Origin of the sequence: Phytomonospora endophytica (assembly GCF_014202425.1) — a bacterium.
Lineage (GTDB): Bacteria > Actinomycetota > Actinomycetes > Mycobacteriales > Micromonosporaceae > Phytomonospora > Phytomonospora endophytica.
Genome location: NZ_JACHGT010000024.1, coordinates 15709 through 29490, shown reverse-complemented (window position 1 = coordinate 29490; position 13782 = coordinate 15709). Strand labels below are relative to the sequence as shown.

Sequence of the window (13782 nt, the reverse complement as noted above, 5' to 3'; positions counted from 1 at the left end):
TGTGCCAGTGGCGCCCGCCGCACAAGGGCCTCGGCGACGACTCCCCTACCGCTGGGGCTTGCCGTCGTCGTCCCGGTCGCGCTGGATCTCCTCCATGATCTCCTCGCCCGTCGCCTCCTCGCGGGCCGCGGCGGCCTTGACCGCCGACAACGGGGTCGCGACGTCCTCCAGGGACTTCCGTTCGGCGTTCACGCCCAGGGTGATGGCCGTGACCCCGCCGAGGCACATCAATCCCGCGCCGAGGAGGTAACCGATGAACAGGGGCGTGCGGCTCGACGCGTCGCCGATCAGCATCCCGAACAGCCAGGGCGCGATCACGCCCCCGCAGAACTGCGCGATGGCGAAGAAGAACGCGATCGCCTGGCTGCGCAACTCCAGCGGGAAGATCTCGCTGACCGTGAGGTAACCCGAGGAGGCCGCCGCCGAGGCGATGAAGAAGACCACGCACCACAGGACCGTCTGCGTGACCGCGGTCAGCGCGTCGATCCAGAACAGGTACCCGCTGACGGCCAGGATCGCCGCCGACACCAGGTAGGTGCCGCCGATCATGGCGCGTCTGCCGATGGTGTCGAAGTAGCGGCCCAGCACCAGCGGCCCGCACAGGTTGCCCAGCGCGAAGGGGATGAAGAACCACGGGATCGTCTCGTCGGCGATGCCGTAGAAGTCGGCGAGCACCAGCCCGTAGGTGAAGAAGATCGCGTTGTACAGGAAGGACTGGGTCACCATGAGCACGAAGCCGAGGGTGGATCGCCGGAGGTACTTCTTCAGCATCACCGAGGCGATCTCGCGGTAGGTGACGGGTGGATAGTGCCGTACCTCGATGGCCTCGTCCTCGTGCACGTGCTCGATCGTGCCGCCTTTGGAGCGGACGTAGTCCTCGATCTCCTTGACGGTCTTCTCGGCCTCCTCCTCCCGCCCGTGGGTCATGAGCCAGCGCGGGCTTTCGGGGATGTGCTTGCGCAGCTGCCACACCGCCGCGCCGATGAGCGGGCCGATGAACATGCTCAGGCGCCAGCCGACGTCCTTGCCGAAGATGTCCGGGTCGAGCAGGAAGGCGCCCATGACGGCGCCGAGCGCGGCGCCGGCCCAGTAGGTGCCGCTGATGGCGAGGGAGACGCGGCCGCGGTAGCGGGCGGGCATGAGTTCGTCGATGGCGGAGTGGATGGCGGCGTACTCGCCGCCGATGCCCATGCCGGCGATGAAGCGGAAGGCCGCGAACATCCAGAAGTTCAGGGAGAGACCGGCCAGGCCGTTGAAGACCAGGTACAGCGTCAGCGTGAGGATGAACATCTTGCGGCGGCCCTGCCGGTCGGCGAGGCGGCCGAACAGCAGCGCGCCGACGACCTGCCCGAAGAGGTACACCGACGCCGAGGCGCCGACCTCGGCGGAGGTCAGCGCGAGGGTGTCCTTGTCGGTGAGCACCGAGGCGATCGAGGCGGCCATCTGGATTTCCAGGCCGTCGAGCACCCAGGCGGTGCCCAGGGCGATGATCACCAGCCAGTGGAACCTCGACCAGGGCAGACGGTCGAGGCGCGTCGGGACCGTGCTGCGTACTGACGCTGTGCTCATGGCGTCTCCCCGCTGGGTTCGTCGGCGTGCATGACCGTCGATACCCGGGCACGGCGGCCTGTACGCATTCACGTCACATCGGCGACCTCAGGCTATCCGCAGCATCGTCCCTTTTAGGACGTTTCGGCGACGAAGCGCAGGTAGGTGGGCAGGGATTCGGGGTTGGCCAGCGCACCTTTCGCCGCGGCCTCGTCGACGGGCGTGCCGGTGAGGATGCGTTTGACGGGGACTTCGAGCTTCTTGCCCGACAGGGTCTTCGGGACCGCCGGGACGGCGTGGATCTCGTCGGGGACGTGCCGCGGGGAGAGGTTCACCCGCAGTTCGGTGCGGATGCGCTTGACGAGCGCGTCGTCGAAGGCCACTCCCGCGGCCGGTACGACGAACAGCAGGAGCCGCCCGGCGCCGCCCTCGTCGTCTTCGAGGTGGACGACGAGGGAGTCGGCGACCTCGGGCATGCCCTCGGTGACGGAGTAGAACTCGGCGGTCCCGAGGCGCACGCCGCCGCGGTTGAGGGTCGCGTCGGAGCGGCCGGTGATAACGCACGTCCCGCGCTCGGAGACGGTGATCCAGTCGCCGTGGCGCCACACGCCGGGGTAGGTGCCGAAGTAGGCGTCGCGGTAGCGGGAGCCGTCCTCGTCGCCCCAGAAACCGACCGGCATCGACGGCATCGGCGCACTGATGACCAGCTCGCCCTGCTGCCCGATGACGGGCTTGCCCTCGGGAGTGAAGGCCTCGACGCGGGAACCGAGGCAGCGGCAGGTGATCTCACCGGCGACGACGGGCAGCATCGGGACGCCGCCGACGAAGCCGGTGCACACGTCGGTGCCGCCCGACAGTGAGGTGAGCACCACGTCGGGGGAGATCGCGTCGTAGACGTAGCGCCACCCCTCGGGCGGCAGGGGCGCGCCGGTCGAGCCGACACCGCGCAGGGCGGAGAGGTCGGCGATGTCGGCGGGCCGCAGCCCGCCTTTGCGGCAGGCGAGGAGATAGGGCGCTGACGTGCCGAAGTAGGTCATGCCCGACTCCTCGGCGAGGCGCCAGAGACGGCCGAGGTCGGGGTGACCGGGATTGCCGTCGTACATGACGATCGCCGAACCGACCGCGGGCGCCGAGACGAGGTAGTTCCACATCATCCAGCCCGTGGTGGAGAACCAGAAGAAGCGGTCACCGGGGCCGAGGTCGTGGTGCAGGGCGAGCTGCTTGAGGTGTTCGAGGAGGATGCCGCCGTGGCCGTGCACGATGGGTTTGGGCAGGCCGGTGGTGCCCGAGGAGTAGAGCACGTAGAGCGGATGCCCGAAGGGGACGGAGACGAACTCCAGGGGCGCCTCCTCGGCGAGGAAGTCCTGCCAGGACACCGCGTCGGGGATCTCGCCGCCCACATAGGACACGTGCACGACGCTCGTCAGGGACGGCAGGTCCGCCCGGATCGCGGCGACCTCGACGCGGCGGTCGACGGTCTTGTCGCCGTACCGGTAACCGTCGACGGTGACGAGCACCTTCGGCTCGATCTGGCGCCAGCGGTCGCACACACTGCGGGTGCCGAACTCCGGGGCGCAGCTGGAGAAGATCGCGCCGAGGCTCGCGCACGCCAGCAGCACGACGAGGGCCTCGGGGATGTTGGGCAGATAGGCGGCGACGCGGTCACCGCGGCCGACCCCGGCGCGCACGAGTCCGGCGCGGCAGCGCGCGACCTGGTCGCGCAGCCCGGCGAGCGTCACGACGACGGGTTCGCGGGAGTCGGAGTAGCCGAACACGACCGGGTCGTCGTCACCGAGCCCGGGGGCGCGCAGGACCCGTTCGGCGTAGTTCAGCTCCACCTCGGGGTACCAGGTCGCGCCGGGCATCTCGGCGGGATCGAGGGCCGGGCCGCGACGCTCGCCGACCTCGAAGAAGTCCCAGATCGAGTCCCAGAAGGCCGGGAGGTCGGTCGTCGACCACTCCCACAGGGCGGCGTAGTCGGCGAACTCGCGACCGCGCTCGGTGCGCAGCCAGTCGAGATAACCCCCGATGCGGCTGTCGCGCACCGTTTCGGGCGTCGGTGTCCAAAGCTCGTCGGCCATGCTCGTCCGTCCTCCCACAACACTGTGACCGCGCCCATCCTGCCATCCGGGATCGCGGGGGCACAGAGGGTGGCGGTGTGGGGCGGCCACACATCGAGGTGTGACACGTCCGGGCGAACCGGGGTGCCGAAAAGGCCCCACTCTGGCACACTCGTACAGTCTCATCGTACAAACATTCGAATGATCGCGAACGGAGACAGCGAACCGATGACCGATCCCACCGGCAGCGCCGCACGAGACCTCTACGCGGCCCTCGCCGCGGTCGAGCTGGCCAAGCCCGACGTGAGCCCCGGCCGCTCGCTGCGCAGCGAGACGCTGACCGTCGGCGGGAAGATGTTCGCCTTCCTCTACGCGGACAGGCTGATCGTGAAGCTGCCCGCCGACCGGGCCGCCGGCCTGATCGCGACGACCGGCGCCGTGCCCTACGAGGCCGGCGGGCGGCTGATGAAGGAGTGGGTGTCGATCCCGCTCCCCGAGGACCCCGAGGAATGGCGGACCGTCCTGACCGAGGCCTACGAGCACGTCCGGGCCATCGGCCTGACGGCCAGGGGATTACAGCGGACGACGTGACATGGGAGGGGCCGGTGCTCACGCACCGGCCCCTCCGCCTCCCGCCGCCCCGGCTCTAGAAGGCCAATGACACGAACACCTTCCCGGCCGTGTTGACGATCCGCACGGCGCTGACCTCGTCGGGCGGGACGATCGCCGCACCGTCCAATGTGGTCCCGTCGGCGGCACCCTTCGCCGAGACCCGCCAGCTTCCGGCGACCTCGACGGTCCCGTCGGCACCGAGGACCTCGATCCGGCACAGCTCGCCTTCGGGGATCCCGTTGACGGCGGTGGTCACCCGTACCCAGCCGTCGGCCGGGATCACCGAGGCGGTGAGGCGGGCGCCGGTGTCGGCGTCGACCGTCGTGCCCGACTTCGTGCCCTCCACCGGAGGCGGGACCGTCACGCCGGGCGGCGGCGGCAGCGCGTCGGGGGCGGGCGCCGTGGCCCGTCCGGCGAGGACACCGCCGACCGCGACGGCCGCGATGGCGACCACGCCCGCGGCGAGCGTGAACAACCGGCGCCGCAGGGAATCCGAGCGTTCCGCGACCCGCATCTTCGCCAGGGTCGCGTCGAGCACGTGGTCGGCTCCGGGCGGGCCTTCCAGCATCGCCTCGGGCGGTACCGCGTCCAGCATGACTTTCACCTCCTCCAGCTCGTCCAGTTCCGCGCGGCACTCGGCACAGTCGGCCAGGTGCGCCTCGATCTCCCGGCGCTCGTCCGGGTCGACGGTGCCCAGCGCGTAGGCACCCAGCAGTCGCTGCTCGTGCTCGCTCATCCCGCCACTCCTTCCAGCGCCGTCATCGTCGGACCGAAACGGTCCCTCAGCTTGCGCAACGCGTGATGGGAACGCGACTTGACGGTACCGGGCGGTATGCCCAGCGTCTCGGCCGTTTCGGTGACGCTGCGACCGCGCAGGTACAGCTCGACCAGCACGTCGCGATGCTCCTCGGACAGCGTGTCGAGGGCCTGGTAGGCCAGCATCGAGTCGACCACCTGCGGAGCGTGGTCCTTGGCGACCGGCACGACCGTCTCGCTCTCGGCCTGCTCGGCCGGGCGGGAGGCCTTGGCGCGGAAGCGATCGGTCATGATGTTGCGCGCGACCGTGAACAGCCACGCCCGTACCGAGCCCTCGGTGTCGGACAGCGACGAGGCGTTCTTCCAGGCCCGCAACAGGGTCTCCTGCAGCACGTCCTCGGCCGCCGCGCGGTCACCGGTGATCCGGGTCGCGTAGGCGAGGAGCGCGTAACCGTGCTCCTCGTACAGCGACCGGACCAACGCCTCACCGCTGGCTCGCTCGCGCTTGCGCGGCCACAGTCCAGCCATGGGTTCGTCCCTCTCTCATCTGCCGTCACGCTCCATCACGTAGGCGGCGGCGGAACGGTTCACCCGCGCCGGACTTTTCTCAGCAGCTCCGCTCACCGTTGAGACAGCCGACGATCGCCGCCATCAGCTCGGGCCCGATGGCCAGCACCGCGTCGGCGTGATCGGCGACGGCGCTGTTCTTCTCCTCGGGGAAGGTGTCGATGACGAAGTCGTCGCCGTCGAGTTCATAGGACAGGACCACGCGCAACCGCGGCACCGCGAAAGTCCCTTGAGGACAGGCACCGTTGACCGGAGACGGATAGGCCAGATGCGCGCGGTGGTCGGGACTGTCGGTGCGGCGGCCGTCCCAGCAGCTGGGGAAGTCGTGGATCCGCAGGGTCGCGGCACCGTCGGGACAGGACGGATAGGTGTTGGTGAGGCGGTCGCGGAAGCCCTCACAGGACCAGCTGGGCCGGGCGAAGGCACCGCCGCTGGTGACGGCCTTGGCGTTCCCGGCGAGCATCCGCATGGTGTCGGGGGCGGCGATCACCGGCCCCGTCGGGTTTCCCAGAAAGCTCAACTCCACATTGGACGGAGTCCGCACCTCGCCGCGGTGTGGTTCGCCGGTGCGCAGGACCGGCCAGTAGTAGGCCGAGCGGTCGCCGTTGAGGCACGTCGTCTCGGCGGCGGCCAGCGAGGCGTCGGTGGAGCCCGCGCCCGTGGAGACGTTCCCGACGTACTCGTGGAGGTGGTGGGCGGCGCCGCTCCGGCCGGGACTGGTGATCATGTTGTCGGCGTTGCGGTGTCCCTCACCGCCGTCGCCGCAGTCGAAGCGGTACTCGCCCGTCGACGCGCCGGGCAGCGCCGGCGGCGCGGCCACCGCGGGCACGGTGGTGATGTCGGCCGTGCCGGCGTTCCCGCACCCGGCGGCCACGAGGGCGAGCGCCACCGCGAGGACCGCACGGACGGCGATGTCCGTTCGCATGGAAGCAGACTAGCGGTCGGCGAGACCTCGTGGACGGGCCGCTTGAGCAGCACGGATGCCTTACGCCGCAATAAATCTTGACCGAATCCGAACTTCTGGTGAACCGATCCGCGCGACCCCGCGTATCCCTAGGTGTGCGGCACGACGAGCCGGAAGGGTCGGTCCACCGCATCGACCGCCGGCCGATCGAGGCCATCGAAGACTCGCGCCCCGGGACCTTTTCCCGGGCGATTGAAGGGCTTGAAAAACCATGAAGAAGCTGATGATCGTCGCCGCCTCCGTACTGGTCCTCGGACTCACCGGGTGTGGCTATGCGACCACGAACAGTCCCGCGACCGACCAGGTCGCCAACGAGGCCGAGGGCGCGGCCCTGTCGACGATCGACGACCCGAAGCTCGGCGAGATCGTCGTCGACGAGAAGGGCTGGGTCCTCTACCGCTTCGACGGCGACACCTCCGAACCGCCGAAGTCCAACTGTGAAGGCGAATGCGCGGCGGCGTGGCCGCCCTCGCCGAGCGTCGACGCGGCGAACCTGACCGGCATCGACGCGAGCGTTCTCGGCAGTTTCAGCCGCTCCGACGGTTCCGGCCAGTCGATGCTGAACAACTACCTGCTGTACCGCTACGCCGGTGACAAGAACCCCGGGGACACCCTCGGGCAGGGCGTCAACGGCAAGTGGTGGGCGGTCACGCCCGACGGCAAGCGCGCCGGCCAGCCCGCCGCGCCCGTGCTCGCCAAGGGCCCTCTGAGCACGATCCAGCACCCGCAGCTGGGCACGATCGTCGTCGACGCCGAGGGCTACGCCCTCTACCGCCACAAGGGCGACACCGACGACCCGATGGCCTCGACCTGCAACGGCCAGTGCGCCACCGCGTGGCCTCCCGTGCCCGCCATCAAGGCTGAGGGCTCGCAGGGCATCCAGGCCCCGATCACGAGCTTCCAGCGCGAGGACGGCTCCACCCAGAGCTCGCTGGACTGCTGGCCGCTCTACCGGTTCGCCCAGGACACCGCGCCCGGTCAGGTCAACGGGCACGGCGGTGCCGACGGCACGTTCTTCGCGGTGACGCCGGACGGGAAGTTCGCCAACGACGGCAAGCCGATCGCGACGACCGGCAGCACGTACACCTACTAGACCCTCCCTCTCACCGGGACGCGTCCGTGCCGTTCCAGTGGACGGCGGCCGCACCGACCAGACCTTCCCTCTCACCTGGAAGCCCTCGCCTGCCCCGGGCGGGGGCTTCCGCATGTCTGGAACAGTGGGGACATGGCGTCGAGCTGGAACCTCGAAGACGGCTACGGACAGGATGTGATGACCGCCGCGCGGCTGCGCGCGCGGGATCAGGGATCCACCGAAGCCGGTCTGGGCGAGCTGCTGTGGGCGCTCACCGCCGTACGAAGTCCCGTCCAGCGGCACCTGATCGATCTCGGCTTCGATGACGAGTACTCGAACCTGCGTTCCCGAGCGTCGTCGCGCCCTCACGAGGCCGGGCCGGCGGTGCCGCCGACGAACGAGCTTCGGCGCGTTCTCGCCCTCGCGCAGGCCGAGTCCCACGCGGTCGGCGGCGAGCGCGTCGAGGCCTCGGACCTGCTGCTCGGCCTGTTGCGGCACGAAGGCGGCCGGGCCCTGCTCTCCCGCGCCGACGGATCCCTGTCGGCGTTGAGTGTCGCCGTGACGCGTCCCAGCCCCTTCGGAGTTCGTCTCGGGCAGGCCGCCCGCGAGGGCCGGGTCCGCCCGGCCCTGAACCGCGACGGCGTGATCGACCGCCTCGTCCAGATCCTCTCCCTCCGGTCCCGGAACAACCCCGTGCTCATCGGTGAGGCCGGTGTGGGCCGGCGCGCCGTCCTCAATGGACTGGCCCGGCGCCTCGCCGCGGGCGAGGCGCCCCCGCGGCTGCTCGACCGCGAACTCGTCCTCATCGACTGGCACGAGCTCATCACCGACCGGAGCACCGACTTCGAGGGGCGCCTGCGCGTGATCTTCGAAAAGGCCGCGACGGCGTCCTCGGTGCTCCTCTGCGTGCACAACGCCGACCGGTACCTCGATCTGCACCCCCGCAGCGAACCCGGCTCGGTCGCGTCGGTGTTCTGGTCCCTGATCGCGCGCGGGGATCTCCAGGTCATCCTCACCATGCCGCCGGACGTGTACCGCCGCCATGCCGCCCGCGGGTCCATTCTGGACAGTCACTGCCGTCCGATCCCGGTGCCGGAACTGTCGGTGGCGGAGACGCGTGCCGTGCTGCTGGGCGTTCGGGACACCTACGAGGAGCACCACGGCGTCACATTCGGCTCGGGCGTTCTGTCCGCCGTCGCCGAACTCGCCGACCGTTTCATCACCGACCGCCATCTGCCAGCGAAGGCCATCGGCCTGCTCGACGAGGTCGGCGCGGCACGGCGCATGAAGGCACCGGCCGATGAGGGGACCCCGCCGGTGGGCCTCGACGACGTCATCGCCACGATCGCCGATCTCACCGGTATCCCCGCCGCCGAGATCACCCTCGCCGAGGAACCGGAACCCGCCCGCCCCAAGCCGTCCCGCTCGCCGACCCGCCTGCCCCACGCTCCCGCCTCCACCGCCCTCCTCATCGGCACCGGCGCCTACGACGACCCCGCCCTCCCCGACATCCCCGCCGTCGCCAACAACCTCGCCGACCTCGCCGACGTCCTCGCCAGCGCCTTCGACCCCGCCCGCGTCCACCGTCACCTCGACCCCTCGATCACCGACCTCCCTCGCATCGCCGAGGCCGCCGAGTCCGCCACCGACACCCTCCTCGTCTACTTCGCCGGGCACGGCTTCGTCGAATCCGACGGCGATCTCTATCTCGGCCTCAAGGCCACCGAACTCCCCCGCCGCAAGCATTCCGCGCTCCCCTACGACCGCCTGCGCGACCTCGTCCGCGACAGCCCGGCCCGCAACCGCGTCGTCGTCCTCGACTGCTGCTACGCCGGCCGTGCCGTCGGCACCCTCGCCGAGTACGGCGATCCCACGGGCCAGCTCGACATCGCCGGGACCTACATCCTCGCGGCGACCTCGCCGACCCGCCGTGCCCACGCGCCCGAAGGCGAGCGCCACTCGGCCTTCACCGGCGCACTGGTCTCCCTGCTGCGCCAGGGGATCGACAACGGCGAGGAGCTGATCCGCGTCGCGCATCTCTTCCCGCATCTGCGGACCGCACTGGTCGCGCGGGGCCTCCCGGCGCCGCAGCAGCGTGGGACCGACACCGTCGGCGATCTCGCGCTGGCCTGGAATCCGCGCGTCTGACCACTTTCGGGCACCGGCGTCGGTAGCGTCGGCGGATGCGCACGATCGTTCTGCTCTTCACCCGCGACCTCCGCGTGCACGACAACCCGATGCTCGCCTCGGCCTGCGCGGTCGCCGAACGGGTGGTGCCGCTGTTCGTCGTCGACCCGGCGATCAGGGCCTCGCCACCGCGCCGGCGGTTCCTGGCGGAGTCCCTCGCCGACCTGCGCGAATCCCTGCGGCGGCTCGGCGGGGACCTCCTGGTCCGCGAGGGCGCACCGGCCGAGGTCGTCGCGAAGGTGGCCGCCGAGGCGGGGACGAGGCAGGTCGCGCTCACCTCCGACGTCTCTGCCTACGCCAAGGCCCGCGAGAAGTCCCTGCGCGACCACGGTCTGGAGGTCCGCACCTTTCCCGGTGTCACGGTCGTGCCCGCCGGGAAGGTCCTGCCGAGCACGGGCGGCGACCACTACAAGGTCTTCACGCCGTACTGGCGGGCCTGGGAGGCCGCGCCGTGGCGCGACCCGAGCGAGGCCCCGGCGAGCATCCGCCTGCCCGACGGCTTCACCGGCGACGATCCGCGAAAGGTGCTCGGCGCGGCGAAGACGTCGCCGCTGATGCCCGGCGGCGAGCAGGCCGCGCAGGACCGGCTCGACGACTGGGCGCCCCGGTCGGCGGACTACGCCGACCTGCACGACGCCCTGGCCGTCGACGGCACCTCGCGGCTGAGCCCGTACCTGCACTTCGGGTGCGTCTCACCGCTGGCCCTGGCGACCGATCCGCGTGTGCCGTCGGCGTTCGTCCGGCAGCTGTGCTGGCGGGACTTCTACCACCAGGTCCTGGCGGCCTTCCCGAAGCTGGCCACCGAGGCCTACCGCCCGAACGCCGACGACGACTGGGCGGACGACCCCGAGGCCCTGGAGAAGTGGAAGGCCGGCGAGACCGGCGTCGAGGTCGTCGACGCCGGTATGCGCCAGCTGCTCGCGGAGGGCTGGATGCACAACCGCGCGCGGATGATCACCGCCTCCTACCTGACCAAGACGCTCGGCCTCGACTGGCGGGCCGGGGCGGCCTGGTTCGCCGAACGACTGCTCGACGCCGACGTCGCCAACAACTGCGGGAACTGGCAGTGGACGGCCGGGACGGGCAACGACTCCAAGCCCTACCGCCGCTTCAATCCCGTTCGCCAGCAGGCTCGCTTCGATCCGGACGGGGACTACGTTCGGCGCTGGCTCGGCTGAGCTTCGACGGCCACCAGATCCACCGTCCGATGTCGACGGTGAGCGCCGGGACCAGAAGCGAGCGCACGATGAGCGTGTCGAGCAGGACACCGAAGGCGACGATGAACGCGATCTGCGCCAGGAACAGGATCGGCAGGACCGCCAGGGCCGAGAAGGTCGCGGCGAGCACGACGCCGGCCGAGGTGATCACGCCGCCGGTGACGGTCAGGCCGCGCAGGGTTCCGCGTCTGGTGCCGAGGGTCTTGGACTCCTCACGGACCCTGGTCATGAGGAAGATGTTGTAGTCGATCCCCAGTGCGACCAGGAAGACGAATCCGAACAGCGGCACGACGGGGTCGGCGCCGGGGAAGCCGAAGACGTCGTTGAAGACGAGCGCCGATACGCCCATGGTCGCCGCGAAGGACAGCACGACGGTCGCGATGAGCAGGACCGGCGCGAGCAGCGAGCGCAGCAGCAACGCGAGGACCAGGAAGATCACCAGCAGCACGATGGGGATGATGACGCTCCGGTCGCGTTCGGAGGTCTTCTCGGTGTCGAGCTGGGTCGCGGTGGGTCCGCCGACCTTCGCGTCGGCGCCGGGGACGGCGTGGACGGCCTCGCGCATGCGGGAGACGGTGTCGACGGCGTCCTCGGAGTCGCTCGGGTCGGACAGGACCGCGTCGATGCGGACGAGGCCGTCGACGACCTTCGGCGCCTCGCCGGGACGTCCCGACAGGCCGACCTGCTCGACGCCGTCGACCCGGGCGGCGGCGATGACCGCGTCGGCGGACTCGGCCCGGGCGATGATGACCGTCGGGGAGCCGCTGCCGCCGGGGAAGTGCCGCGACAGTGCCTCTTGACCGGCCACGGAGTCGACGTCGGTGAGGAAGATGTCGGACTGGGCGGTGCCGTCGGCCTTCAGCTGCGGCACGAAGGCCACGCCGATGAGCAGGACGAGGACGGTGACGATCCAGACCGCGCGGGGTTTGGCGTCGATGAGTTTCGCGACCCGCGCCCACAGACCGCTCGCCTCGGGATGCGGCGAGCCGACGAGGGGTCGGCGCGGCCAGAAGGCGGCCCGGCCGAGCAGCGCGAGGACGGCCGGGAGGAAGGTGACCGAGGCGAGGAAGGCCGCGCCGATGCCGATCGCGGCGACCGGGCCGAGGGTGCGGTTGGAGTTGAGATCACTGAAAAGAAGGCAGAGCACGCCGAGGATGACGGTCCCGGCGGAGGCGGCGATGGGTTCGATGGTGGCGCGCCAGGCCCGGCGGACGGCGTCCACGCGGTCGGGGGTGTCGCGCAGCTCCTCGCGCAGGCGGGCGACGAGCAGCAGGGCGTAGTCGGTCGCGGCCCCGAAGACGAGGATGAACAGGATGCCCTGGCTCTGCCCGTTGAGTTCGAGGGCGCCGCCGTCGGCGAGGAAGTAGACGGCGAGGCTGGCCAGGCCGAGCGCGAAGGCGCCGGAGACGAGGACGGCGAGCGGCAGCAGCGGCGAGCGGTAGACGACGACCAGGATGAGGCCGACGACGAGGGCGGTGACCAGCAGGAGCAGGCCGTCGATGCCCTTGAACGCCTCGCCGAGGTCGGCGACCTGGGCCGCCGGCCCGGTGACCAGGACGGTGAGTCCGGCGGGCGGTTCGGCGAGGGCCGCGCGGATGCTCTCGACGCCTTCGCCGGGGTCGCCGGTCAGGGGCACGATGACCTGGGCGGCCTCGTGGTCGTCGGACTCCAGCGGCGGCGAGACCCGCGTGCCGTAGTCGACGCCGGCGAGGTACTCGACGTCACCGGGGGCGAGGCCGCCGGGCCGTTCGGCGATGACGACGGCCGGGATGGCACTGTCGGTGTCGAAGCCGCGGAGCAGTTCGGTGACCTCGGTCGCCTCGGCGGAGGCGGGCAGGAAGGCGGCGGAGTCGTTGGTGGTGACCTCGCTGAGCTTGCCCGTGTAGGAGCCGCCGAGGCCGCCGACGGCCAGCCAGGCGAGCACCGCCAGGGCCGGCAGCAGCCATCGGAGAACGCGGCGAGGGCGGTGGCCGCCGTCGGTCTCGCTTGCAGCAGGATTGCCAGGGGCCATGACGGTGGTCCTCCGAAATAATTTCGATGATCGAATCTTTCGCTGATCGAAACGATAACCCGAGGGCGAGGAGAGCACGTGGGCGACATGGCGGCAGACGCGAACGGCTCCCTGCCGAACCCTGAGACCGCCGACGGCCTGCTCATCCGGCTGCTGCGGCAGCTCACGGTGGAATCGGCGCGCTTCGCCGAGATGTTCGGTGAGGCGCACGGCCTGCACCGCACCGACCTCAACGCGCTCGCCGTCGTCATGGACGCCACCCGCCGCGGCCGGCGCATGTCGCCGGGGTCCCTCGCCGCCGCGCTGCACCTGAGCCCATCGGCGACGACATCGGCCCTCGACCGGCTGGAGGCCAGCGGCCACCTCAGGCGCACCCGCGACCCCGCCGACCGCCGCAAGATCGAGCTGGACATGACCGAGAAGGCGCGGCGGGTCGGCTCGGGGTTCTTCGCGCCCCTCGCGGTCGAGTTCGGCGACCGCTGGCGGGAGTTCACGCCGGAGGAGCGCGCCACGATCGTCCGCTTCCTGACCGCCTCGATCGAGGCGACCGTGACGGTGCGGGGTGATCTGGCGAAGGAGTGAGGCCGTTCGGGCTCCGCCCGGCCCTCCTCGGCTCGCGGACGCTCATCGCCTGCCGTGCCGCCGCCCGCGTCGAGGAGGACGACGGCAACACCGGGGACCCCTCGCTCAGCCGGATCTTCGGCGATCTCCGGGACGAGAAGCTCGCGTCCCGCCTCGTCGGGCCGTTGGCGTCGCCGCCTCCCACGTGCCGCCGCTGATAGGCGCGA

The 13782-nt window shown here is 70.9% G+C and carries 12 protein-coding genes; 6 read left to right on the top strand and 6 right to left on the bottom strand.

Annotated elements, in window-relative coordinates:
* Positions 1–45: 45 nt before the first annotated feature.
* Both HNR73_RS36850 and HNR73_RS36845 read right to left on the bottom strand, forming a co-directional pair.
* Positions 46–1569, bottom strand: a complete 1524-nt coding sequence (locus tag HNR73_RS36850; protein WP_184792711.1) for an MFS transporter — start codon at positions 1567–1569, stop codon at positions 46–48.
* A gap of 113 nt (positions 1570–1682) precedes the next feature.
* Entirely contained in the window at positions 1683–3629 is a 1947-nt protein-coding gene (locus HNR73_RS36845; RefSeq protein ID WP_184792710.1) for an acetoacetate--CoA ligase, read from the bottom strand.
* A gap of 180 nt (positions 3630–3809) precedes the next feature.
* On the opposite strand from HNR73_RS36845, the gene HNR73_RS36840 reads away from it, so the two are divergent.
* Complete coding sequence (locus HNR73_RS36840) at positions 3810–4199, top strand: MmcQ/YjbR family DNA-binding protein (RefSeq protein ID WP_184792709.1); 390 nt, start codon at positions 3810–3812, stop codon at positions 4197–4199.
* A 55-nt stretch (positions 4200–4254) separates the two neighbouring features.
* On the opposite strand, the gene HNR73_RS36835 is transcribed toward HNR73_RS36840, so the two are convergent.
* The 3 genes from HNR73_RS36835 to HNR73_RS36825 form a co-directional block, all read right to left on the bottom strand.
* Positions 4255–4956: a zf-HC2 domain-containing protein gene (locus HNR73_RS36835; RefSeq protein WP_184792708.1), complete on the bottom strand. Its 702-nt coding sequence runs from the start codon at positions 4954–4956 to the stop codon at positions 4255–4257.
* Complete coding sequence (locus tag HNR73_RS36830; RefSeq protein WP_221331323.1) at positions 4953–5456, bottom strand: sigma-70 family RNA polymerase sigma factor; 504 nt, start codon at positions 5454–5456, stop codon at positions 4953–4955. Before HNR73_RS36830 ends, HNR73_RS36835 begins: the two co-directional genes overlap by 4 nt.
* A 127-nt stretch (positions 5457–5583) precedes the next feature.
* Positions 5584–6468, bottom strand: a complete 885-nt coding sequence (locus HNR73_RS36825) for a DUF1996 domain-containing protein (RefSeq protein WP_184792706.1) — start codon at positions 6466–6468, stop codon at positions 5584–5586.
* Between the two features lie 250 nt (positions 6469–6718).
* Between HNR73_RS36825 and HNR73_RS36820 the strand changes: the two genes are divergently transcribed.
* The 3 genes from HNR73_RS36820 to HNR73_RS36810 all read left to right on the top strand — a co-directional run bounded on the left by HNR73_RS36820 (position 6719) and on the right by HNR73_RS36810 (position 10944).
* On the top strand, positions 6719–7600 hold the full coding sequence (locus HNR73_RS36820) for an SCO0930 family lipoprotein (RefSeq protein WP_184792705.1): 882 nt from the start codon (positions 6719–6721) through the stop codon (positions 7598–7600).
* A gap of 132 nt (positions 7601–7732) precedes the next feature.
* Entirely contained in the window at positions 7733–9727 is a 1995-nt protein-coding gene (locus tag HNR73_RS36815; protein ID WP_184792704.1) for a caspase, EACC1-associated type, read from the top strand.
* 35 nt (positions 9728–9762) lie between these two features.
* A complete protein-coding gene (locus tag HNR73_RS36810) occupies positions 9763–10944 on the top strand; it encodes a cryptochrome/photolyase family protein (RefSeq protein ID WP_184792703.1) in 1182 nt (393 codons plus the stop codon).
* Here the strand turns inward: HNR73_RS36810 and HNR73_RS36805 are convergent.
* Complete coding sequence (locus tag HNR73_RS36805; protein ID WP_184792702.1) at positions 10877–12994, bottom strand: MMPL family transporter; 2118 nt, start codon at positions 12992–12994, stop codon at positions 10877–10879. The two genes, HNR73_RS36810 and HNR73_RS36805, sit on opposite strands and share 68 nt — an antisense overlap.
* Before the next feature lie 87 nt (positions 12995–13081).
* On the opposite strand from HNR73_RS36805, the gene HNR73_RS36800 reads away from it, so the two are divergent.
* Positions 13082–13576, top strand: coding sequence for a MarR family winged helix-turn-helix transcriptional regulator (locus HNR73_RS36800; RefSeq protein WP_184792701.1), 495 nt, complete (start codon positions 13082–13084; stop codon positions 13574–13576).
* On the top strand, positions 13573–13773 hold the full coding sequence (locus tag HNR73_RS36795) for a hypothetical protein (RefSeq protein ID WP_184792700.1): 201 nt from the start codon (positions 13573–13575) through the stop codon (positions 13771–13773). The genes HNR73_RS36800 and HNR73_RS36795 overlap by 4 nt, the downstream gene beginning before the upstream one ends.
* The last annotated feature ends 9 nt before the right edge of the window (positions 13774–13782 follow it).

Excerpts from the sequence above, each read along its gene's own strand:
- HNR73_RS36850 (WP_184792711.1), bottom strand. The coding sequence starts at position 1,569 with ATGAGCACAGCGTCAGTACGCAGCACGGTCCCGACGCGCCTCGACCGT.
- HNR73_RS36845 (WP_184792710.1), bottom strand. The coding sequence starts at position 3,629 with ATGGCCGACGAGCTTTGGACACCGACGCCCGAAACGGTGCGCGACAGC.
- HNR73_RS36840 (WP_184792709.1), top strand. The coding sequence starts at position 3,810 with ATGATCGCGAACGGAGACAGCGAACCGATGACCGATCCCACCGGCAGC.
- HNR73_RS36835 (WP_184792708.1), bottom strand. The coding sequence starts at position 4,956 with ATGAGCGAGCACGAGCAGCGACTGCTGGGTGCCTACGCGCTGGGCACC.
- HNR73_RS36825 (WP_184792706.1), bottom strand. The coding sequence starts at position 6,468 with ATGCGAACGGACATCGCCGTCCGTGCGGTCCTCGCGGTGGCGCTCGCC.
- HNR73_RS36820 (WP_184792705.1), top strand. The coding sequence starts at position 6,719 with ATGAAGAAGCTGATGATCGTCGCCGCCTCCGTACTGGTCCTCGGACTC.
- HNR73_RS36815 (WP_184792704.1), top strand. The coding sequence starts at position 7,733 with ATGGCGTCGAGCTGGAACCTCGAAGACGGCTACGGACAGGATGTGATG.
- HNR73_RS36810 (WP_184792703.1), top strand. The coding sequence starts at position 9,763 with ATGCGCACGATCGTTCTGCTCTTCACCCGCGACCTCCGCGTGCACGAC.
- HNR73_RS36805 (WP_184792702.1), bottom strand. The coding sequence starts at position 12,994 with ATGGCCCCTGGCAATCCTGCTGCAAGCGAGACCGACGGCGGCCACCGC.
- HNR73_RS36800 (WP_184792701.1), top strand. The coding sequence starts at position 13,082 with ATGGCGGCAGACGCGAACGGCTCCCTGCCGAACCCTGAGACCGCCGAC.